General features: G+C 69.1%; 22 protein-coding genes. 13 read left to right on the top strand and 9 right to left on the bottom strand.

Features of this window, described 5'->3' with window-relative positions; genetic code table 11:
• The first annotated feature begins 84 nt into the window (after window positions 1-84).
• Genes ACFYYF_RS01005 through ACFYYF_RS01015 form a run of 3 tightly spaced genes read left to right on the top strand, consistent with a single transcriptional unit; the run spans window position 85 to window position 1690 of the window.
• Complete coding sequence (locus tag ACFYYF_RS01005) at window positions 85-684, top strand: sulfite oxidase-like oxidoreductase (RefSeq protein ID WP_388771501.1); 600 nt, start codon at window positions 85-87, stop codon at window positions 682-684.
• Window positions 684-1385: a ferredoxin reductase gene (locus ACFYYF_RS01010; protein WP_388769939.1), complete on the top strand. Its 702-nt coding sequence runs from the start codon at window positions 684-686 to the stop codon at window positions 1383-1385. Before ACFYYF_RS01005 ends, ACFYYF_RS01010 begins: the two co-directional genes overlap by 1 nt.
• A 17-nt stretch (window positions 1386-1402) precedes the next feature.
• Complete coding sequence (locus tag ACFYYF_RS01015; RefSeq protein ID WP_388769942.1) at window positions 1403-1690, top strand: DUF6510 family protein; 288 nt, start codon at window positions 1403-1405, stop codon at window positions 1688-1690.
• Between the two features lie 52 nt (window positions 1691-1742).
• Here the strand turns inward: ACFYYF_RS01015 and ACFYYF_RS01020 are convergent, their stop codons facing one another.
• Window positions 1743-2519 carry a hypothetical protein gene (locus tag ACFYYF_RS01020; RefSeq protein WP_388769944.1) on the bottom strand — a complete coding sequence of 259 codons (777 nt, stop codon included), beginning with the start codon at window positions 2517-2519 and terminating at the stop codon, window positions 1743-1745.
• 279 nt (window positions 2520-2798) lie between these two features.
• On the opposite strand from ACFYYF_RS01020, the gene ACFYYF_RS01025 reads away from it, so the two are divergent.
• Window positions 2799-3890: a PP2C family protein-serine/threonine phosphatase gene (locus tag ACFYYF_RS01025; protein ID WP_388769947.1), complete on the top strand. Its 1092-nt coding sequence runs from the start codon at window positions 2799-2801 to the stop codon at window positions 3888-3890.
• A 106-nt stretch (window positions 3891-3996) separates the two neighbouring features.
• Window positions 3997-4509: an SMI1/KNR4 family protein gene (locus ACFYYF_RS01030; RefSeq protein WP_388769950.1), complete on the top strand. Its 513-nt coding sequence runs from the start codon at window positions 3997-3999 to the stop codon at window positions 4507-4509.
• A 27-nt stretch (window positions 4510-4536) separates the two neighbouring features.
• On the opposite strand, the gene ACFYYF_RS01035 is transcribed toward ACFYYF_RS01030, so the two are convergent.
• The 3 genes from ACFYYF_RS01035 to ACFYYF_RS01045 all read right to left on the bottom strand — a co-directional run bounded on the left by ACFYYF_RS01035 (window position 4537) and on the right by ACFYYF_RS01045 (window position 7527).
• Complete coding sequence (locus tag ACFYYF_RS01035; protein ID WP_388769953.1) at window positions 4537-5274, bottom strand: VWA domain-containing protein; 738 nt, start codon at window positions 5272-5274, stop codon at window positions 4537-4539.
• A 163-nt stretch (window positions 5275-5437) separates the two neighbouring features.
• Window positions 5438-6571, bottom strand: coding sequence for an alpha/beta fold hydrolase (locus ACFYYF_RS01040; RefSeq protein WP_388769956.1), 1134 nt, complete (start codon window positions 6569-6571; stop codon window positions 5438-5440).
• A 593-nt stretch (window positions 6572-7164) separates the two neighbouring features.
• Window positions 7165-7527, bottom strand: coding sequence for an HGxxPAAW family protein (locus ACFYYF_RS01045; RefSeq protein WP_388769958.1), 363 nt, complete (start codon window positions 7525-7527; stop codon window positions 7165-7167).
• A 150-nt stretch (window positions 7528-7677) separates the two neighbouring features.
• On the opposite strand from ACFYYF_RS01045, the gene ACFYYF_RS01050 reads away from it, so the two are divergent.
• Complete coding sequence (locus ACFYYF_RS01050; protein ID WP_361685140.1) at window positions 7678-8151, top strand: MarR family transcriptional regulator; 474 nt, start codon at window positions 7678-7680, stop codon at window positions 8149-8151.
• A gap of 117 nt (window positions 8152-8268) precedes the next feature.
• On the opposite strand, the gene ACFYYF_RS01055 is transcribed toward ACFYYF_RS01050, so the two are convergent.
• The 3 genes from ACFYYF_RS01055 to ACFYYF_RS01065 form a co-directional block, all read right to left on the bottom strand.
• Complete coding sequence (locus ACFYYF_RS01055; protein WP_388769961.1) at window positions 8269-8586, bottom strand: hypothetical protein; 318 nt, start codon at window positions 8584-8586, stop codon at window positions 8269-8271.
• Window positions 8587-8939: 353 nt separating this feature from the next.
• On the bottom strand, window positions 8940-9401 hold the full coding sequence (locus ACFYYF_RS01060; protein WP_388769963.1) for an SHOCT domain-containing protein: 462 nt from the start codon (window positions 9399-9401) through the stop codon (window positions 8940-8942).
• A gap of 58 nt (window positions 9402-9459) precedes the next feature.
• Entirely contained in the window at window positions 9460-10086 is a 627-nt protein-coding gene (locus tag ACFYYF_RS01065) for a hypothetical protein (protein WP_388769966.1), read from the bottom strand.
• A 468-nt stretch (window positions 10087-10554) separates the two neighbouring features.
• Here ACFYYF_RS01065 and ACFYYF_RS01070 point away from each other — a divergent pair, with 468 nt between their 5' ends.
• Both ACFYYF_RS01070 and ACFYYF_RS01075 read left to right on the top strand, forming a co-directional pair.
• Window positions 10555-11157: a hypothetical protein gene (locus tag ACFYYF_RS01070; protein ID WP_388769968.1), complete on the top strand. Its 603-nt coding sequence runs from the start codon at window positions 10555-10557 to the stop codon at window positions 11155-11157.
• 80 nt (window positions 11158-11237) lie between these two features.
• Window positions 11238-11663 carry a hypothetical protein gene (locus ACFYYF_RS01075; RefSeq protein ID WP_388769971.1) on the top strand — a complete coding sequence of 142 codons (426 nt, stop codon included), beginning with the start codon at window positions 11238-11240 and terminating at the stop codon, window positions 11661-11663.
• Window positions 11664-11694: 31 nt separating this feature from the next.
• On the opposite strand, the gene ACFYYF_RS01080 is transcribed toward ACFYYF_RS01075, so the two are convergent.
• Window positions 11695-12888, bottom strand: coding sequence for an MFS transporter (locus ACFYYF_RS01080; RefSeq protein WP_388769973.1), 1194 nt, complete (start codon window positions 12886-12888; stop codon window positions 11695-11697).
• A 260-nt stretch (window positions 12889-13148) separates the two neighbouring features.
• The gene (locus tag ACFYYF_RS01085) at window positions 13149-15752 is read right to left on the bottom strand and encodes a PA14 domain-containing protein (protein ID WP_388769976.1); all 2604 of its coding nucleotides are present in this window, start codon (window positions 15750-15752) and stop codon (window positions 13149-13151) included.
• A 159-nt stretch (window positions 15753-15911) separates the two neighbouring features.
• On the opposite strand from ACFYYF_RS01085, the gene ACFYYF_RS01090 reads away from it, so the two are divergent.
• The 5 genes from ACFYYF_RS01090 to ACFYYF_RS01110 all read left to right on the top strand — a co-directional run bounded on the left by ACFYYF_RS01090 (window position 15912) and on the right by ACFYYF_RS01110 (window position 21704).
• Window positions 15912-16925, top strand: coding sequence for a LacI family DNA-binding transcriptional regulator (locus ACFYYF_RS01090; RefSeq protein WP_361685034.1), 1014 nt, complete (start codon window positions 15912-15914; stop codon window positions 16923-16925).
• A 143-nt stretch (window positions 16926-17068) separates the two neighbouring features.
• A complete protein-coding gene (locus tag ACFYYF_RS01095; protein ID WP_388769980.1) occupies window positions 17069-18169 on the top strand; it encodes an ABC transporter substrate-binding protein in 1101 nt (366 codons plus the stop codon).
• 1 nt (window position 18170) lies between these two features.
• Window positions 18171-19730 (top strand): sugar ABC transporter ATP-binding protein, encoded by a 1560-nt coding sequence (locus tag ACFYYF_RS01100; protein WP_388769982.1) that lies wholly within the window; start codon window positions 18171-18173, stop codon window positions 19728-19730.
• Window positions 19723-20685: an ABC transporter permease gene (locus ACFYYF_RS01105; RefSeq protein ID WP_365490470.1), complete on the top strand. Its 963-nt coding sequence runs from the start codon at window positions 19723-19725 to the stop codon at window positions 20683-20685. Before ACFYYF_RS01100 ends, ACFYYF_RS01105 begins: the two co-directional genes overlap by 8 nt.
• Complete coding sequence (locus tag ACFYYF_RS01110; RefSeq protein ID WP_388769985.1) at window positions 20682-21704, top strand: ABC transporter permease; 1023 nt, start codon at window positions 20682-20684, stop codon at window positions 21702-21704. Before ACFYYF_RS01105 ends, ACFYYF_RS01110 begins: the two co-directional genes overlap by 4 nt.
• The last annotated feature ends 23 nt before the right edge of the window (window positions 21705-21727 follow it).

Here is a 21727-nt window from a genome sequence, read left to right on the forward strand (position 1 = left end):
GATGCGGTGCGCCTGCACCATGCCCGGTCCGACCTCGGCCAGGAGCGGGCAGAGGCCGAGGTCGAGCGAGAGGAAGGACGCCGGATGGACGGCTTGTCGCCGGGCTTCCACGGAAAGACCCACGCGTTCGAAGGTCGGCTGCCGCCAGGGCAGTACCCGACGGAGTCGTTCCCCGTCCTGTCCGCGGGGCCCACTCCCCGCATCGCCTCCGACAGATGGTCGTTCACCGTGACCAGCGAGGCGGGCGAGAGCCGTTCGTGGACGTGGGAACAGATGATGGACCTTCCGCAGGAGGAGCCCACCGTCGACATCCACTGCGTGACCCGCTGGTCGAAGTTCGACACCACCTGGCGCGGCGTCTCCCTCGACGTGTTCCTCGACGAGGTGGAAACCGCGGCGGATTTCGTCGTCGCCGAGTCCTTCGACGGCTACACCACCAACCTTCCGCTGGAGGACGTCACCGACGGCAAGGCGTGGCTGGCGCATTCCTTCGACGGCTTCGCGCTCTCCCCCGACCACGGCGGTCCGGCCCGTCTGGTGATCCCCCACCTGTACTTCTGGAAGTCGGCGAAATGGGTCAAGGGTCTCCGTCTCACCCTGGAGAACGAACCCGGCTTCTGGGAGTCGGCCGGCTACCACGACTACGGCGACCCCTGGCGTGAGCAGCGCTACTGGAGCGACTGATGCACGGCTGGCGACGGGCCCGCCTCACGGAGCGGACGGACCAGACCGCGACCGGCCGTACGCTGCGGTTCGAGGTGCCGCGGTGGCCGGGCCACCTGCCCGGTCAGCACGTCGATGTCCGGCTGACCGCCGACGACGGATACCAGGCCGTACGGAGCTACTCGCTCGCGGCACCCGCCGACGAGGACACCATCGAACTGGGCGTCCAGGCAGTACCGGGCGGCGAGGTGTCGCCGTACCTCGCCGATGTCCTGCCCGTGGACGCGGAGGTCGAGGTCAAGGGACCGCTCGGAGGTTGGTTCGTGTGGACACCACGGGACGGTGGCCCCCTGCTCCTGATCGCCGGAGGCTGCGGTGTGGTGCCCTTGATGGCGATCCTGCGGTCACGGCTGGCCTCACCGTCGGACGAACCCTGCTCCGTCGTCTACTCCGTGCGTGACCCGGATGAGGTCTGGTACGAAGCGGAGCTCGACGCCGTCGACGGCTCCGCAGACGTCCGGCGTCTCTACACCCGCAGGGCACCGGAGGACTCCGAGCGCGCTGCCGGACGTATGACGGAACGCGACCTGCTGGGGCTGCCGCCCCCGACGGGTGTGCGCTGCTACGTCTGCGGCCCGACCGGCTTCGTCGAGCACGTCAGCACGCTCCTCCTGGCCACCGGATACGCGGCCGGCCAGATCCGAACCGAACGCTTCGGCTGACACCGAAGGGAGACACGATGAACCAGCATCCTCTGTACCTTGACGGCAATGCCTTGGCCGGCCCGCTCGGAGAGGTCTTCGCCATCGACCCGACCACGGCCTGGCGGCTGTGCCCCTCCTGCAGGCTGCCGTCGACCGTGGCTCAACTGCACGTGTACGGTCCCGAGCCGGGCCTGACCGCCCGGTGCCCGGGCTGCGCGGACATCGCCCTGCGCGTCGTCACCCAGCCCCAGTACCTGTGGCTCCAGCTGGGCAACGGAGCGGGAGCCTTCCGCTTCACGCTCCCCCACACCACCGCCCGTTGAAGTCCGGCTGATCCGGCCGGAGTTCACCGATCGCCCGGAATCCCGAGGCTTCTCACACCCTGGATGGCGCGGTTTCCACGTTCTCGGCCCGGAGCCGGCGCCAGACCGGCCGCGGGCAACGGCCCTTCGGGCGGCCGTCGGTGAAGTCCTGGTAGGGAACTCGCAACGGGTGAAGGCCGATCTCGACCCAGTGGGCCTTGCCCGAGGTGAGGTCCCAGCCGTCGTTCGGCATGCGAATGTGGTCGTCGCGGTGGTCCTTGTTCTGGCTGGTGATCTTGAGGACCTCCGCGTAGTGGGGACGGCTCCTCATGACCACGCAGTAGCGTTCCTTGCTGCCCTCGTTGTCCCGGAACGGAACCACCGCGTGCCAGATCTCGCCCGGACCCGGACGACGGCCTCCCGGGGCGAGGCCGCGGTTGTCCCACCTGCGCACCAGCACCAGGCACAGGTACGCGGCGAGACCGGCTGCTCCGCACTGCGCCATGGCGCGCGCAGTCCACTCGGGCGCGTCGAACCGGGCCGCGGCCCAGTGGGCGGCGATCTGCCCGAGCACCAGCACCGCCGCCGCGCGAGCGAGGACGGCCCATCGGGCGACGGACGCCCGGCGACTCGCGAACAGGGCCACGCCCAGGGCGGCGCCGACGGGCACGCCGTAGAGGACCGCGTGCTGGAGCGGGCCCTGGACGTACAGCGGCGGGTCCTGCGACGCCATCAGGTCGGGCAAGGTGACCGGCAGCGCCAGGGCGTATCCGATGGCGACCCACAGGTTCAGCAGCAGATAGCCCTTGACGGCCATGCCCAGGCAGGACGTGTTGGTGCGACGGGTCACCGGATCCCCTCTTCGTCTGTACCGGGTGCCGAATTATTCAGGAAGTCGAGCCCCCGAGGGCATGAGTCGGGAGTTGCCGGAAGGTCCGCGGTCCGCGTGTTACGCCCGCGGGCAGGCGACGCTCGCCGCGTGACCACCCGCCGTGTGTCCCTCCGGTGTGCGGCGTTCGGGTCATAGCCGTCACGTCACGTGCGAGCCGGAGCGGGATGGGGCGATGGGGCGGACGGGCAGCCCTTAGCCTGGGCCGCCAGGGAAACCAGTCGACGTCTGGAGCAGCACGTGGCCGGGCTGACGGTGTGGCAGCGGCTGGGAAGGTGGCGGCCGCTGCTGCCGGCGGTTCTGCTGTGGGCGGCCGTGGTGATCGATTTCGCCACTCCGCCCACGGTCAGCGCGGCGGCTCTCTACGCGGCCGCGATCCTCACGGCGGCGCCTCTGCTGTCCCTGCGCGGGACCGTCGTCACGGGCGTGACGGCGTTCCTCCTCGACCTGGCCATGTTCGGTTACTTCGGCTTCCACGGAACCGCCACCGAGTTCAGCGAACTGGCCATGGTCGCGACGGTGGCCGTGATCTCGGTGTTCCTCAATCGCCTTCTCCATCACCTGCACACCCAGCTTCGTTCGGCCCGCGACATCGCCGCCGCCGTCCAGCGGGCCGTTCTGCGCGACCCGCCTCGGGCGAGCGGGCCGCTGCGGTTCGCCGCCCGCTACGAGGCCGCGCAGTCGGACGCGCAGATCGGCGGGGATCTCTACGCGGTGGTCGACACGCCGTTCGGTGTGCGCTGTGTGATCGGCGACGTGCGCGGCAAGGGTCTGAACGCGGTCCGGGCCGTCGCGGACAGCATCGGCACCTTCCGTGAGGCGGCCCTTCAGGAACCCAGTCTCACCGCGCTCGTGGAGCGGCTGGAGCGAGCCGTCGCCCTCGAGATCGAGCAGTCGGGGGGCGTGACGGAACTCGAAGGGTTCATCACGAGCGTGGTCGCGGAATTCCCCCGGCACGGGAACAAGGTCCGCCTGGTCAACCGCGGTCACCCGGCGCCCATGCTCTTCCTGCCGGATGCCGTGCGGTATGTCGAACCCAGCCGGCCGGCGTTGCCCCTGGGCCTGACCGCTCTCGCCGCCGGTCCGGAGCACGTCGACACGGTGACCTTCCCGGAGGGCGCGACCTTGCTGCTCTACACCGACGGACTCTCGGAAGCCCGCGACGCGAAGGGGGAGTTCTACGAGCCTGCCGAGAGGTCCGGCCTGACGCGGTACGCCGGTCCGGACGCCCTCCTCGACGCCCTGCTGGCCGACGTGCACCAGCACACCGGCGGCCGGAGGAGCGACGACATGGCGCTGCTGGCGATCACCCATGAATCCGGGACCGCGTAGCGCGCGAGGCCCTCGACGACAGGGGAACGGGTCCGCTCGCGACCGGGTATGGGATGCTCCCATGATCACACTCCCGTGATCACACCCGTGACGGTAAGGGGAGACCATGGCAACCCTCGAGGACATCAAGGCGCTGCTGGGCGAACCCGGTTTCCACTGGTCCGACCCCGCTCCCTGGACGCGCCTGGAGCAGGACCTCGAGGTCGCCTTCCCCGCCGACTTCCGGGCCGTGACCGACGCCTACGGCCCCGTCCTGATCAGCGGCGGGCTGTACCTGTATCACCCCGGCCACCCGACCAGGAACCTCGGTGAAAGGTTCAAGGAGTCGATGGAGTTCTGGCTGGAGGAGGATTCGGCGGAGTTCCTTCCCGGCGGCGCGGGATCCCGCCCTGGGGAGCTGCTGCCGATCGCGACGGGCACATCGGCCGAGACGATCTTCCTGCGCATACCGTACGAGCCCTCGGCACCGTGGGCCGTGGGCGTGCAGGAAATGGACAGCGGAGAGTTCGTCCTCTACGAAATGGCGTTCGGCGACTGGCTGTTGGCGTACCTGCGCGGCGAGGACGTCATGGCGGGCGCCTCCGCACCGGAGCGCCCGTTCTTCGAGCCTCTGAACTAACCGGTTCGCTGGGACTCTTGGCCCGCATCACAGAACCTGGGCCGCCCGAGCCGACGCGAGCCAGCTGGGGAACTCCTGCAGAAGCCGGTCGTAGAGCAGATCGTCACGCACCTTGCGCGGATCGCGGCCCGCGTGGAAGAAGCCCGCGTTGTCGACGACGCGATGTCCGGGAACAGCCAGGTTGTCGAGCCGACGGAGAAAGGCGAACTCGTTGTCATCGGGGTCGCCGAACCCGATGAACTGCCAGAACAGCGGCAGGCGGGCGGCTTTGCACAGGTATTTCTCGGCGGCGAACCTGCTCGTGGGGCCACCATCCGTCTGGAAGACCACCAGAGCGGGTTCGTCGCTGCCGGACGCCAGGTAGTGGTCGATGACATCGTCCATCGCCCAGTGATAGTTCGTGCGTCCCATGTGTCCGAGGTTCTCGTGCAGCTTGTCGATGCGGCCGCGATGGCCTCCGAGCCTGAGGTCGGTGGATCCGTCGACGTCGGTGGAGAAGAACACCACCGGCACCGTGCCGTCGTCATCAAGGTGTGCTGACAGGGAGAGGACCTGCTCGCCGAGATGCTGCATGGTGCCGTCCTTGTAGTAGGGCCGCATCGAACCGGAGCGGTCCAGGACGAGATAGACAGCGGCGCGCACCCCCTCAAGACCGTGCGTGCGCACGCCGGCCCCGGCCGCCTTGTACAGGCTCACCAGATCCGGGGCCCGCTCCTGCATCTTGGCCAGACTGATCGCCGGGGCGCCGTTCCGTACCCTGCCCATGGTCACCACTCCCGTGTCGCGTGACCCCCATCCTCACGGCTGGGGCGACATCACGGGGCAGAGTTCCGCAAGGCGGTGACATCGACCCGATTTCGGACAGACCTGGCCACTGCTCGACGACTCCTCGACGTTCGTCAGCCCGGCTCGGGTCGAGGTCGATCGTCTACGGCTCAGGGCTGATGGTGCCGTTCAGGTCCATCTCGTAGCGTCCCTCGGTCTTGCCGGCGACGTTCGTGTGCTTGAGCCAGTGTTTCGACACGTTGTGCAGGTTCTTGTGCTGTTCTTCCCAAGGCATGGAGTGCCCGGCGCACTTCACCGTGACGAGGATCTTGTGAGGCCCCGTGATGGCGGCGTAGAGCGCGGGGACGTGGAAGTCCAGCACCGGGTTGGGGCTGGGCGGTGTGGTGTTGGCCGTGAAGTCGTACTCGCCGTGCACGATGAGCACGGGCACGCTGCCGCCGAGCACTCCGCCCTGCCCGGCCGCGGTCTTGTTCCAGCCCCATGTCACGAAGTTCCGGTAGCGACTCACGCCGGCGGGGTGTCCGCCCTGGATCGGCCCCCAGGTGCTGCCGAGCGGATCGTTCTCCATGAGCGCGCTCCACACGACGTCGAGCATGCCGGTCTCGCGCTGACCGGTGCACTTCAGCTCTTTGCCCCAGGCAGTATCGAGACCGACCCGCGTGAGTACGTGGGTGGGGAACCCGGAGACCGGCAGGGTCGGCGCGTTCGCGAGACCCAGCGGAGGGAAGATCGGAGCGAGAAGGAACAGGCTCTCCACCTTCCCCGGGTTCTTGATCGCGTAGGGCCCCATGGCGAACGCGGCCGCCGACCAGCCGATGAAGGACACCTTGGCGACGTTGCGCTTCGCGCGGATGTATTCAACGACGGTGCTGAGCTCGTCCTGGTCGGTCTGGGAGTTGGTCAGCAGGTACGGGTAGCTTGGGGTGCGCGGGCCCGACAACGGGGGTGTGACGGCGCCCTGCTGCATCGGATTGACGTTGCAGGGGTCTTCCATCCGGGGCCGCGGAGACCGGCCCGAGCCCTGCAGGTCCATCATGAACACGTCGTAGCCGGACTGAGCGATCGCCTTGCTCCAGTCGTACGAGGTGTGCTGGAGGTCGTATCCGGCCAGCACCGGAACGCTCCTGCCGTGCAGCATGAGGACGGCCTCGCGGTTCCCAGGCGGACCGGAAGGCGTACCGTCGTGCTCTCGCACGAAGAGCTCGACCTTCTGCCCCGCGTTCGCGTGGAGGGTGGACGTGTGAGGGACCAAGTGGTCAGTCGTCTTGATGGCCATGACAGAGTCCTTCTGTCAGTCAGGTCGATCGGGATGGCCGCCCTGACACAGCGCACAGCAGGCAGCGGCGACCTTGGCCGTACCACCAGCCGGGAAATCCAACTCGCCCCAAAGCCAGGGGCTTTCTGACAGCAGCCAGGAAGTCGGGAAGCATTCCCGTCACAGTGGTGGTTCCCCGCACCCGCTCGCGACGCCACGCCCGGAAGGCCTGAGGGCCGGTTCGGCGGGGGCGAAGTGGGAGCTGAACCGGCACGCGCATGCGGCCAGTTGCTCGTTACCTGGGGACGAAACAGCCGACGCGAAGACTCGCAGGACAGCCGACAGGGGGCCCGGTCCACAGCGAAGGCTGTTGGAGATGTGGGCATGAAGTCCCATTACTTCTACGGTGCTACCGAACCTCGCTGTGTGCAACTCGAAGGCACCTATGCGTGGTTGACCGGTCAACCGGAGGGCGACGGCAGGGCAGCGGTCGGGCCGACACCGGACCACGCCCGAGGGTGCACGCGACGGGGCACCGGAACAGCACCGCGCCGTCATCCGGCAGACGCCCACGACAGGACGGAAGCGCCGAGCCCAACCACCGGCCACCGAGTTCAGGCGTCGGCGACGGCCGCTTCCGCGGATCGTTCCGCGACCTGGCGGCGGGGCGCCCGTCGGCCCGCGAGACGGCAGCCGAGGCAGTCGTCGTGACCGTCGCGGGCGGTGACGTCCCTGACGCGCCAGTCCCACTGGGCGGCCGGGCGAGGCCCGCTCGGTTTGCCCCAGCCCGCCAGGTGAAGCGCCCATGTGGTCAGCAGGGCCAGGGCCAGCACCGCCGCTCCCGCGAGCGCGAGAAGCCCCGACGACCTGACCATCGCGAATCCGCACAGCCCGAATCCCAGCGCCGCGAGGCCCGTACCGGTCCACCCGGCAACCGTGTGGCCCAGGTCGTGGTCGTCGTCACCGTGGATGAACATGATCGCGCTCCTTGAGAGCTGTGAAAATGGTAGGGATGACCCCATCGCGAGATCTCTTACCTCGCGAGCTAATTATCTTAGATACTAAGAGGACTCGTGAGTGATCACAAGGAGCGCCCGGCCGCGACGGCGGACCAGGCTCTCTACGCCATGGACCGGATGATCGCCACCGCCCAGTTCGGGCAGCAGGACATCGCCCGCAGAATGGGTCTGAACGTCACGGACCTCACCTGCCTGGGCTTCCTCATGGAGGCGTCGATGGCCGGCGAGTCACTGGTCGCGGGCGATCTCGCGGAACGGGCCAGGCTGACCACGGGAGCGGTCACGGGAGTGCTGAACCGCCTGGAGAAGGCGGGCTACATCCGGCGCACCGCGGACCCGGGCGACCGTCGACGCGTGTACGTGGTCATGGAGGAGACCGCTCAAGAACGCGTGCTCGAGATCTACGGCCCCGTCTATCAGCGACTGGCGTCGCTCTTCGCCGACTACGGACCGGATGAGATCGCGGTGCTGGCGGACTGGTTCACCCGGGCCCGCACGATGTTCGGCGAGGCGCTGCACGAGATCCGAGAGGGCGTGCCCTCATCACCGCCTGCCGACGGGACTCCAACTCACCGAGGGTGACGGTCGCGCGCCCGGCCGGGACCGAGGGAAGCCGGCCAGGCGAATACGCCTCGCACGGCCCCTACAACAAAAAAACGGGCCCACGCTCTCCCGCGAGGGCCCGCCGCGACACCAGGGTCAGGCTCCGCCGACCGCCTCGACGACATTGCCGGCCGACTCGACGACGTTGGCGGCCCCGGCCGCCTCGTCCTGGGCCAGACCGAGGAAGCGCTGGACCGTCTGGATCGGCATGTCGAGCCCGTCGGACGCCTCCTGCATGCCGCCGAACACCTGCACCGCCTCGGCGACGGCCATGGCCACCTCGACCTCGGCCTTACGGACCTTGGCCTCAGCCTTGTCCACGGTGTCGACCACCGCCAACTGACGGCGCTGCTTCTCCTGAAGGCGCTGCTTGCGCGACAGGGCTCTGTCGGAGTTCGAGTTCTGCACAGACATGGCCAAGATCATAAGCAGTCGCCGGGGCCCCCGTGAAATCTGCAACTCGCCTGCACCACGTGGACATTCACGGTCCGGAACGAGGTTCACTCGACCCGGCTCCGAGCCGGCTCTCAGGCTCCCCGCAGGAGCTCCGCGTTGACGGCGTCGGCCTTGGCGTACAAGTACCCCTCGACCACGACGTCCTGAACCCTCCGCCGCCAAGGGTCCACGTCGATCACCTTGATGCGCGCGTCGCCCGATCGGACCGCAGTCCGTCACGCCTCGAGAAGCCGGGGCCTCGCGATGCTCTCCGGTCTCGTCGGCGAAGTCGTCCCGCGCCGAACTTCATTCGGGTGGAGTGTGAAGTCGACTCATCCCCCAAGGAGACGCGCCTTCTGCTGTTCGAATTCAATCGGGCTGAGTTCGCCACGGTCGCGGAGTCCAGCGAGTTTGTCGAGTTCATCAGCGACGGATGCCGCCGGCGCAGGGCTGCGAACCTCGGCCTTGAGCTCCCGAGGAGCTGCGACAGTGGGCCGGATGGCCCAGCGACCGGCGCCGACAGCAAGGCCGATTCCGATCAGCACCGCGCCGAACGTCTTGTCCTCCTCCGCGATCCGCTTGTCGGCGTCGGCTTCGAAGCGCTGCTCCTTGGCGGCGTGACTGGCTTCGTAGCCGAGAACGTCACCCCAGTCGGCGGCCGACGCATCCACACGCGCTTGGTCGGCCGCGTCGGAGTCGCTGCTCGCCGGAATGTAGATGATGAGGCCGATTGCAGCGATGAGCAGGCCGAGAAGGGTGAGGGCGAGGCGGGCGCGGCGTCGTGCTTGGGTCACGTGCGAATCTCCTGGTCGCGGATGGGTGGCTGTCGAGATGTGAGGCGCCGACGTCTGACTACTTCACGGTGCCGGTGAAGATGGCGATTTCCGAGTCGTAGTCGGGGGTGACTTCGATCTGGATCAGATTCTCACTCTTGGGGAGCTCACAGCCCCAGGTCACGTTGATGGACCGGCCAGTGAGGAGTCGCGTTTCGGGGCCTCCTCCGAGGTTGGCGTCGACGTCGAAGATCGCTTCACTGCTCTTGCCGTCCTTGCCGTAAGAGCAGTTGACGGTGAGCTGAGTGGTGTCGAGCTTCTTGGCCCCGCCGTTCTTGACCTTCACATTGAACTTGACGTACGGCGTGTTCTCCGGGCTGGCGTCCCGGCTCGACGTCGCGCGGGTGAAGGTGGAGAGGGTGACTTCCACGCCTGTCTGGTAGGCGACTGTGTCGTTCAGGGCGTAGACGCCGTCGTCGCTGCTGGTCTCTTCCACGGCCGGCTGGGGGTCCGCGGTCGACGTGTCACTGGTGTCGTCGGCGGACACGGTTTCCGTGACGGTGACCCTCGGGGCAGGCTTGGCTTCGCTGCGGCTGCCGCTGAGGGCGACTCCGGTGATGGTGACAGCAGCGATGACAGCCGCCGCGGAGCCGACGACGATCGCGTTGGTGTGGTTCTTCTTGACGGGCGGCGGGAAGCTGGGCATGGGCGGCGGTGTGCTGGTGTTGTGCAAGGTCCCCCCAGGGTGGCGGTGCTGAGGCAGGCATCATCCCTCGTCGCTGGTGGTTTGTGGTGTCGGTGTGATGGAATTGTGAATCTTGGTTGTGTGGGCGGGGCAGGACCGGCCCAACCGCTTCGCTCGCTTGGAGCAGCCCGGATTTCGAGGATGCTCGGCTCGCTTCGGCCAGCCAAGACTGCGAGGAGTGGAGTCGACGCCGGACGGATCGGATTGGTCTGAGAAGCGACAAGCCGGCGCCCGCGACCTGGCCGAACACACCGAACGCGTCTCGGTTGAGCTCGCCGATGCCGATCCAGCTGCCACGGCCGGGACCTTGAGGAGCCACCCCGGTCCACCCGCGTCCGCGTGGTGTGGAGACAGCACGGGTACGGGCCGCCGGCATCGCGGGCGTAACCCGGTCGCCGACGACGGGACCGGCCTGGCAAGGTGTTCGTCATGAACTCCGAGCCCGTGCAGCCCGATCCGGTCCGTCACCGGGATCACGGCACGTGGCTCGTCCGGTTCACCGGGCGGATTCTCGTTGTCTGCGCGAGGTGCGGTGGCCGCGCGCTCGTCGTCCCGTTGCCCGGCGTCGGATCGCCCAAGTACTTCAGCGATCTGCTCTTCCGGCCCCGCCGTCTCGTGTGCGCCGGCTGCGGCGCCGTCGCCGACTGGACCGCCGAGGAACGGGGCCGGGGCCTGGTCGGCGCGGTGCCCGGCGGTACCGAGGACCCCTTCTTCCGGCGGCCGCTCTGGCTTCAGACCCGCTGTGCGGGGCGGATTCTGTGGGCCTACGACGAGGAACCCGTCGACGCCCTCGCCGCCTTCGTGGGTGCCCGGCTGCGTGAGCGCCGCGCCTCCCCGACGATGGCGATGTTCGCCCGGCTGCCGGCCTGGATGAAGTCCGCCGGGCATCGCGACGAGGTGCTGGCCGGCCTGGCGGCCCTCCGCGTCCAGGCTGGCCTGTCGGCTCCCGAGCACCGCTTCGACGCGGCCCACGAACGCGGCGACCGCCCACGTCACCACGGCAGCCTGCTCTTCCGCGGCGGTCCGTACTAGAGTCCGTCCTCCAACGGACCTTGGTCGGAGCACATATGACGCCGGACGGCACTGACATCCGCCGCGCCCTTCTCGTACCAATGCTGGCGGCCGCTCTCACCGGATGCTCTCTCCTCGGCCGGAACACGCCCTGCACCCTGGCCGACGCGGACTCGGGAGTCTCCGCCGTGTGGCGGCCCGCCGACTTCGGGGGCCAGGACGCGGCGAGGATCCGGCTGTGCGTTAACAGCCGCTGCGAGGAACGCACTTCGGGCAGCCCCGACGACCCGTTCCTCTCTCTGTCCGTCCAACTCCCGGACAGCGTGGGCGCATCCACGCTTCCGGTGCGGCTCACCGTGACGTCGGCGAAGAGCGGTGACACCGTCGTCGAGGACAGCACCCGGGCCAGGCTGACCGACCAGCACCCCAACGGCACGTCCTGCGGGCCCACCGCCTGGACGGCGACCTTCCGCGCCCACCCCGACAAGGGCCTCACCTCACCCGAGGGCATGAAGCTCCAGAGGTGAGTCACGCGCGCCGGGGACGGCCCGACGGGACCTACGACTCCGCCACCGGAACCGGCCGCCTGAGCAGATACACGCCCGCGACCGAGACCAGCACCGCCATGCACGCGATGAACACCAGCCCCGCGCCCTCCAGACCGATCGGGCCCACCAAGAGGCCGACTCCGATCACCGGCACCGAGATGCCCGCATAGGCGACCACGAACAACGTGGAGATCACCGCCGCGCGCTGGTGTTCGGGCGACGCCTGGGCGACGGTGGTCAGTGCGCCGCGGAACGCCAGGCCCTGACCGGCTCCGCCGACGATCGCGCTCAGCACCACCAGGACCATGAGGTCCCATCGCAGCGCGCCCGCGAGCAGGGCCAGGCCGGCCAGGAGTGCGGCGCAGCCCAGGGGCAGGGACCGTCCCGAGCCGACCCGGCCGACGGCGAGCTGTCCCGCGGTCGAGGCGAAGAAGGCCAGGGCGACGACCAGTCCGCTCACCGCGTGGTTGGTCACGTCCAGGGACTCGGCGAGGAACGCGGGGCTGACGGAGGTGAACACCCCGAACAGGGCGAACCCCACGAACGCGGCGATCGCGGGTGGTGTGAACACCGGCCGTACCTGTGGGGGCAGTCCGGGCCGTTGCGGCCGTACGGCGCTCAGCGGCCGGCGTTCGCGCACGGTCTCCGGGAGCCACAGCACCACGGCGGCGGAGAGCGCCACCAGGGCGAGGTGGACGGCGAACGGCAGATACAGCGGCCACGGGGCGTACTGCGCGAGGAGGCCCGCGATCAGCGGACCGCAGCCGAGTCCGCCCATGTTGGCGGCCGTCGCGACGAAGGTGGCCCGGGCGGCGCCGCCCGGCGGCGCCAGCTCCATCACGTAGGCGGTGGCGGCGCCGGTGAACAGGCCCGCGGACAGGCCCGACATCAGCCGTCCCACGTAGAGCCAGCCCAGCCCGGTGGCGCCCAGGAAGCAGACGGCGCTCGCCGCCGCGAAGCCGAGGCCCCACAGGAGCACCGGGCGCCGGCCCACCGTGTCCGACGCGTTGCCCGCGAGCAGCAGTACGCCCATGACCCCGAAGGCGTAGACGGCGTACACGACGGTGACCGTCAGCTCGGAGAAGTCGAACTTGTCCTGGTAGAGGCCGTAGAGGGGGGTCGGAAGCGTGGTGCCGGCCATGCAGACGGCGAACACCGCCCCGCTGAGCAAACACTGGCGCCACCCTTGGCGATCACCGTCCATGCCGCCGACAGTAACGTCGTGGCCGCCGCGATCCGGCCCGACGTGCCGCCGAGAGAAACGCGAGGAGTCGTCGCCGGCCCTGAGGTGGTGCCGGTCGTGGCAGGTGTTCGGCGTGCCGGATGGTGGGAAGCAGGGCAGTGAACAGCAGGGCGCGGGCCGCCCTCCCTTCGGGGGAGGACGGACCGCGCCGACGGCCTGTCAGGGGGCCGGTGTGAGGCGTACCCGGAGCGGCGGGGAGGCGTGCGCCGGGCGCCCCGTCGTCAGGAGCAGCCGGCCGGTGTCGCCTGCGAAGCGTCGTGGATCAGCGCCTCGTGGGCGGCCTTGAGCCGGGCCACGTCGGGCTTGACCACCGCGCGGTCGTAGGTGATCAGGCCGTTCAGTTCTCCTTCCACGTCCGAGATCTGGGTGTAGACGGCGCCGTTGCCGCCCTTGCAGGCGAGCTTGTGCACCTCGGCGAGGCGGGCCAGGTAGTCGTCGGTGTACGCCGAGGGGTCGACGTCGACGTACGACTGCTGCACGGACCAGGCGTGTCCCGGCACGGCGAGTCCGAGACCGCCGTACTCGCCGCTGACCAGGGCCCGTTTCCCGTCGGGGTTGGGTGGCAGCGCGGGGCTCGGGTATCCGTGTTCGTCGATGATGTCGCCGGTGCCGCCGTCCACGCCGAGGTTGATGCCCGACATGGAGTTGATCAGGCGCGTCGGGTCCCAGGCCTTGGCCTGGTCGGCGATGCGGGCCTCGTCGTACTGGCCCCAGCCCTCGTTGAAGGTCACCCACATGACGACCGACGGGCTGCTGATGTGTTCGTCGATCATCTGCTTCATCTCGCGCTCGTACTCGGCGCGGGACGCGGCGCTCGGGTTGACCCCTGCGGTCATGGCGGGCATGTCCTGCCAGACCATGAGGCCGAGCCGGTCGGCCCAGTAGAACCAGCGGTCGGGTTCCACCTTGATGTGTTTGCGGACGGCGTTGAAGCCCATGTCCTTGTGCGTCTTCAGCTCGTACGCGAGGGCTTCGTCCGTCGGTGCGGTGTAGAGGCCGTCGGGCCAGAAGCCCTGGTCGAGGGTGGCCATCATGAAGACGGGTTGGCCGTTGAGGACGGTGCGCGGGGTTCCGTTCACCTGTTCCACGGCGATCGACCGCATGCCGAAGTAGCTGCCGACCCGGTCGGCCCCGACGCTCACCTTCAGGTCGTAGAGGAAGGGGTCGTCGGGCGACCACAGGTGCGGGTCGGTGATCTTCAGGACGAGGGGCTGTCCGGTGCGGCCCTTCACGGTGGCGACCTTGCGGTGTCCGGCGTACGCGGTCGCGGTGACCGGCACTCCGTCCCGTACCCCCTTGGGCTCGACGGTGAGCCGGCTGTTCTTGACGTCGGGGGTCAGCTTGAGCGAGTCGACGTGGTCGGCGGCCACGGGCTCCATCCACACCGTCTGCCAGATGCCGGAGGACGGGGTGTACCAGATGCCGCTGGGGTCCAGGCGCTGCTTGCCGACGGGCGGGTTCTCGCCGCCCTGCGCGTCGGTCGGGTCGTAGACGCCGACGATCAGTTCCTGGGTGCGGCCGGGCTTGAGCGCGGCGGTGACGTCGGCGCTGAACTTGTCGTAGCCGCCCTCGTGTTCGGCGACCTTCGTGCCGTTGACGTAGACCTCGGCCCGCCAGTCGACCGCGCCGAAGTTGAGCTGGAGGCGCTTGCCCGAGCCGACCTTCCAGTCCGCGGGCACGGTGAAGGTGCGGCGGTACCACATGCGGTCCTCGTGCCGTTCGATGCCGGAGAGCTGGGACTCCACCGGGTAGGGCACGCGGATCTTCTCGGCGAGCTTCTTGCCGACCGGGGGCTGTTCGCCGGTCTTGGCCGCGGCGAACTGCCAGGAGCCGTTGAGGTCGCGCCAGTCGGACCGGGTGAGCTGGGGCCGGGGGTACTCGGTCTTGGCCTTGCCGGCCTCGACCTCGTCGGCCCACTTCGTCCGCAGCTCGTGGGTGGAGCGGTTGGGGCCGCTGCTCCAGAAGGCGTTGACAACGTTGCCGTTCGTCCCGGAGAGACCGCCCTTGCCGTCGTAGCGCAGGTCGGCGGTGCCCTTGGCCGTACCGGCCTTGTTGCCGACGACGGGCTCCTTGAGGCCGACGATCAGGGACTTGGGGTCGGCGGGGTCCAACTGGGCCGTGGTCAGGGGCCACTTGGCGCCGCCGATGACGGCTTCGACGTGGTCGGTCAGACCGGCCGGCGGCGCGGTGAGCGGCTGCGCGAAGTCGAGGCGCAGGCTGCGGCCGTCGGCCTGGACCGTCGTGGCGATGGCCCCGTCGTAGGCGTATCCGTCGGGCAGCCGGAGTGCCGACTGCGGAACGGCGGTCTTGGTGCCGCCGGGCGGGGTCCAGCGCAGGTGGAAGTTGGAGCCTCCGAAGTGCTCGAAGTACTCGACCTTGATGTCGTAGGCCTGCCCGGCGGTCAGGTCGACGGGCTGGGAGGTCTGTTCGCGGTCCCAGTCGTCGACCCAGTGGTCGATGGCGAGTTGTCCGCCGATCCAGAGGCGGAAGCCGTTGTCCCCGATGATCGAGAACGTGTGCGGGCCGGTCTTGTCGGGGACGATCCGGCCGGTCCAGCGGACGTTGACGTCGTCCGACCGTCCGGTGGCGAAGGAGAGCCGGGGCTCCAGGTTGTCGAAGTCGAGGTTGGTGTCCAATCCAGTGGCTTTGAGCTCGTGGAAGTCGAAGGCGCCGGGGGCGGACTGGGTGTAGTACTCGCCCTTCAGGCCGTGGACTTCGACGGGGTCGTCGGCTGCCGTGGCGGCGGGGGCCGCGGTGAGTCCCGCGAGGCCGAGAACCGCGACGAACAGGAGTGCCAGGTGGGTTCGGAGTCTGCTTTTGCGCACGGATCCTCCTTGGCTGAGGAAGGGTGGCGGCTCGTTGCTTCAGTCTGTACAACGTTGGAAGTAGCGGGAGTGGGCATCACAGCACGGGTCCCGGCCTCTGTCCAGGGTCATGACAAACGGCCAGGTGACAGAGGCGCACATCGATGAAGAGGAGATCCCTTGCGGGTCAGCCTGAAGGACGTCGCGGAGCACGCCGGCGTCTCGATCAAGACGGTTTCGAACGTCGTGAACAACTATCCGCACGTCACCCCGGCCATGCGCGCCCGGGTCCAGGAGGCCATCGACGAACTGGGCTACCGGCCCAATCTGACGGCACGCCACCTGCGCAAAGGACGTACGGGCATCATCGCCCTCGCCGTCCCCGAGCTGGGCAACCCGTACTTCGCCGAGCTGGCGGGAGCCGTGATCGACGCCGCCGCCGAGCACGAGTTCACCGTCCTGCTGGACCACACGCGCGGCGACCGGGAACAGGAAGTGCTGGTGAGCCAGGGGTTCCGGGCGAACGTCATCGACGGTCTGATCCTCAGCCCGCTCGAGCTGGAGGACGAGGACCTGCGCTCCCGCACCGACGACGTGCCCCTCGTGCTGCTCGGCGAGCGGCAGTACGAACTGCCCTACGACCACATCGCGATCGACAACGTGTCGGCCGCGCGCAGCGCGGTCCGTCATCTGCTGAGCCGTGGACGCTCCCGGATCGCCTACCTGGGGGCCCGCACGGATTCGGCCAACCGGCCCGCGCATCTGCGACTGGCGGGCTGGCGCGCGGAGTTGACGGAGGCCGGGGTGCCGGCACCCGACGAGCTCGTGGTGCCGGTCGGCGGCTGGGACCGCGACGAGGGCGCGCGGGCGATGGCGAGACTGCTGGACTCCGGGGTACGGCCGGACGCCGTGTTCGCGTACAACGACCTGGTCGCGATCGGTGCGATGCGCGTGCTGCACGAACGGGGTCTGCGGGTGCCGTGGGACGTGGCGGTGGTGGGGTTCGACGACATCGAGGAGGGCCGGTTCGGGGCGGTCACCCTGACGACGATCTCGCCGGACAAGCAGGCCATCGCGCGGATGGCGGTGGCCTCCCTGCTGCGCAGCCTGTCGGGCAGGACCGAGCCCGGCGGACGTGAACTGACGGCTGATTTCAGGCTGGTTGAGCGGGAGAGCACGCTGGGGCGGCGCTGACGGGATTTCGGACGGAGGGGTTTACAGGTCTCTTTCAACGATGTAAAAACCTCCCCGGAACGACGAGTACACCGAGCAGACCGCAAGAGCCGATCATCCCCGGGAGCGCTCTCAGCGCCGGGGCCGTGCCGTTTGGGGACTCCATGAAGCCGCTCGCACCACGTCACCGCACCTCCGCCAGGACCCTCCTCGCCACCGGCCTCATCACGAGCCTCGCGCTCGTCTCCGGATGCGCGAAGTCCGAGGACGACACCGCAGGCAAGGACACGAGCTCCGCCGGGGCGAGCGACCAGGGCCAGGTCGTCGCCTCACCGTCCACGGGCTCGGGACCGACCTGCGCCATCGACGCCTACGGCGCCAAGAAGATCGACCTGAAGTCGGCCACCGTCGGCTTCTCCCAGTCCGAGAAGGAGGCCAACCCCTTCCGGATCGCCGAGACGGCGTCGATCAAGGCCGAGGCGGACAAGCGGGGCGTGAAACTGCTGACGGCCAACGCCCAGTCGCAGTTCTCCAAGCAGATCAGCGATGTCCAGGACCTCATCGCCAAGGGCGCCGACCTCCTCGTGATCGCGCCGCTCAACTCCGACGGCTGGGAACCCGTGCTGCGCTCGGCGTCCGCCAAGCACATCCCGATCATCACCATCGACCGCAAGATCAACGCCACCGCCTGCAAGGACTATGTGAGCTTCATCGGCTCCGACTTCGTGGAGCAGGGCAAGCGGGCCGCGGACCAGATGATCGAGTCGACCGGCGGCAAGGGCGAGATCGCCATCCTGCTCGGCGCGGCCGGCAACAACGTGACGACCGAACGCACCAAGGGCTTCGAGGACAGGATCAAGGAGAAGGCTCCGGGACTCAAGATCGTCTTCAAGCAGACCGGTGAATTCGCCCGGGAGAAGGGCCAGTCGGTCACCGAGAACCTGATCCAGTCCAAGCCCGGCATCACCGGGATCTACGCCGAGAACGACGAGATGGGGCTCGGTGCCGTCAACGCCCTGAAGGGGGCGGGCAAGCAGCCCGGCGCCGTGAAGATCGTGACGATCGACGGGACCCGCAACGCCGTCCAGGGCATCGTCGACGGCTGGATCGACGGCGTCGTCGAGTCCAACCCTCGCTTCGGGCCGCTCGCCTTCCAGACCCTGGACACCTTCACCCAGGGCGAGAAGGTCTCCCAGGACATCGTCATCCAGGACAGCGCCTACACCAAGGACAACGCCAAGACCGACCTGGGCAAGGCCTACTGACATGTTGTCGGTGAACGGCCTGTCGAAGACCTTCCCCGGCGTGAAGGCCCTGTCCTCCGTGGACTTCACGGCCCGCGCCGGGGAGGTGCACGCCCTCATCGGCGAGAACGGCGCCGGCAAGTCGACCCTCATCAAGGTCCTCACCGGCGTCTACCAGCCCGACGAGGGCGAGGTGACGTACGACGGAGCCCCGGTCCGCTTCGCCACCCCGCTCCAGGCGCAGCACGCGGGAATCTCCACCATCTACCAAGAGGTCAACCTGGTCCCGCTGATGAGCGTGGCCCGCAATCTCTTCCTCGGCCGTGAACCCCGCGGCCGGCTCGGCCTGATCGACTTCCGGAGCATGCACCGGCAGGCCGAGGCGGCACTGGCCGAACTCGGCCTGCGGGTCGACGTACGCCGGCCGCTGCGCGAACTGGGCGTCGGCGCACAGCAGATGGTCGCACTCGCCCGGGCCGTCTCGGTCGACGCCCGAGTGGTCGTCATGGACGAACCGACCTCCTCGCTCGAACCGCGCGAGGTGCGGACCCTGTTCGGGGTGATCCGGATGCTGCGCGAGCGGGGCATCGCGGTCGTCTACGTCAGCCACCGGCTCGACGAGCTGTACGAGATCTGCGACGCGGTCACCGTGCTGCGCGACGGCAAGGTCGTGCACACCGGCCGGATCGCCGAACTCGACCGGCTCAGGCTCGTGGCGCTGATGCTCGGGCGGGAGATCGCGGACGTACGGCAGGAGGGCCTGACCAAGTTCGCCGGCGGTCACGACACCGAGGCCGAACCCGTCCTGACGGCACAGAACTTGACGGTACGCCACCAGCTGCACGACGTGTCCGTCTCGGTGCGGCCGGGTGAGGTGGTGGGGCTCGGCGGCCTGCTCGGTTCGGGGCGCACCGAGACGGCCAAGGCCATCGCGGGGGCGCTGCCCACCGACTCCGGGCGGGTCGAGGTGGCGGGCGTGCGTGTACGCACGGGCTCCACGCCCGCCGCGATCCGGGCGGGGATCAGCCTGCTGCCCGAGGACCGCAAGGCCGAGGGGATCGTGCCGGGCCTGTCGGTGCGCGAGAACATCGCGCTCGCCGCGCTGCCGGGTCTCTCACGCTTCGGGCTGGTCGACGAGGCCCGCATCGACCGCATCGTGGAGACGTTCATGAAACGGCTGCGGATCAAGGCGGCGAGCCCCCAGCAGAAGGTGGGCGAACTGTCGGGCGGCAACCAGCAGAAGGTGCTGCTGGCCCGCTGGCTCGCCATGCAGCCCAAGGTTCTGCTGCTCGACGAGCCCACCCGCGGCATCGACGTCGGCGCCAAGGCGGAGGTGCAGAAACTCATCGACGAACTGGCCGACGACGGGCTGGGCGTCCTGCTCATCTCCTCCGATCCCGAGGAACTGATCGAGGGCAGCGACCGGGTGATCGTCCTCAAGGACGGAGCCGTCGTGGAGGAGTTGACGGGCGACGCCGTCACCGAGGACCGGCTGATGCGCGCCATCGCCACCGCACCCGCCGCCCCCACCGTCCCGGCCGCGGCCACCGACGGCACCGGCCCGGGAGGCCACGATGACTGAACTGACGCTCGGCCGGGTGACCGCCGACCGCGACCGTCTGATGACCCTTCTCCAGGAGTACGGCGTCTACCTGGGCGTCGTGGTCCTCTTCCTGGTGAACACCGTCTTCACCCCGCACTTCCTGTCCACGGAGAACTTCCGTACCCAGGCGGTCCAGGTCGCCCCGGTCCTGATCGTGGCGCTCGGGATGGCGCTGGCGATCGGCAGCGAGGGCGTCGACCTCGCGGTGGGCTCGGTGATGGCCCTGTCCACCTCGCTCCTGTCCCTCTATCTCGGCTACGGGCCCGGGATCGCCGTCCTCATCGCGCTAGTCGGCGGTGCCGTGGTCGGTGTCGCCAACGGCTCGCTCATCGCGTTCGTCGGTGTCCAGCCGATCGTGGCGACACTCGCCCTCATGGTCGCGGGACGCGGTCTGGCCCTCGTGCTCCTCCCCCAGCTCAAGGACGTCCACGACCCGGCCATGGCGGAACTCGGCTCCGGAGACGTCCTGGGCGTCCCGTACGTCGTCCTGATCGCCGCGGCCCTCGCCCTGCTCGTCGGCTTCGTCGTACGCCGCACGACCTTCGGCCGCAGTCTCCTCGCGATCGGGGACAGCCGTCCCGCCGCCCGGCTCGCCGGACTGCCCGTGCGCCGTGTCCTCATCCTCGTGTACGTCTGCTCGGGCGTCCTCGCCGCCGTCGCGGGCGTCCTGGCCACCGCCCGCCTCACCGCGAGCGACCCGTCCTCGCTCGGCAACCTGATGGAACTGTCCGCCATCACCGCGGTCGTGGTCGGCGGCACACCGCTGAGCGGTGGCCGCATCCGGATCGGCGGCACGGTCGCCGGCGCCGTCCTCATCCAGTTGCTCACCACCACGCTCATCAAGCACGATCTGCCGCCGTCGTGGACCCAGATCGCCCAGGCCGTGGTGATCGTCCTCGCCGTCTACGCGGCACGGGAACGAGGAAAGCGATGACGACCGACGTGGACATCCCGGCGCGCGCGAAGGACACGGCGGACGAGGAACCGGCCGGCGCCGGGCGCTCCGAACGGTTCAGCGCCCTCGCCCAGCAGCACGGCGCGCTCGTCACGCTGGCCGTCGCGATGATCGCGGCGTCCCTGAGCTTCGACACCTTCCTGACCGGCGACAACCTGGAGAACATGGCGCTCTCCTCGGCCTTCCTCGCCGTGGTCGCGCTCGGCATGACCTTCGTCATCATCACCGGCGGCATCGATCTGTCCGTGGGCTCGCTGTTCGCGCTCGGCGGCGTGCTCGCGGCCTGGGCCTCCCAGTACGGGGCGGTCGCCGCGCTGCTGCTGCCGCTGGCCGTCTGCGGACTGATCGGCCTCGTCAACGGCCTGCTGATCGCCCGTTCGCGCCTCGCGCCGTTCATCGTCACGCTGGCCTCGATGCTCGGCGCCCGGGGCATCCTGCTCTCCGTCACCGACGAGGGCTCGAAGACGTATCTCGTGGAGAAGGGCTCGTTCTTCGCGAGGATCGGGCAGGACTCGCTGCTCGGCGTCGGCGTGCCCGTCTGGATCACCGTCGCGCTGTTCGTGCTCGGTGCCGTGGTCCTGCGGCGCACCCGTTTCGGGCAGTACGTGTACGCGGTCGGCGGGAACGAGGACGCGGCGGCTCTGATGGGCGCCCCCGTGGCCCGTACGAAGATCTCCGTCTACACGCTGTCCGGGCTGTGCGCGGGACTCGCCGGGGCGCTCAACGCGGCATGGCTTGCGTCGGGCGTCACGATCCTCGGCTCGGGCATGGAGCTGGAGGCGATCTCCGCGGTCGTCATCGGCGGCACCCTGCTCACCGGCGGGTTCGGTTTCATCAGCGGCTCGCTCGTCGGGGTGCTGCTGCTGAAGGTCATCCAGAACGTCATCAACCAGATCGGCTCGCTCGACTCCGCCTACCAACAGGTCGTCAGCGGCGCCTTCCTGGCCGTCGTCGTCATCGCACAGACCTGGCTGGGACGCAGACGCCGGGTGCTGTGAAGGCCGCGACCGGTCGGGACGAC

The organism is Streptomyces sp. NPDC001914, from assembly GCF_042891215.1.
In the GTDB taxonomy this organism is placed as follows: domain Bacteria; phylum Actinomycetota; class Actinomycetes; order Streptomycetales; family Streptomycetaceae; genus Streptomyces.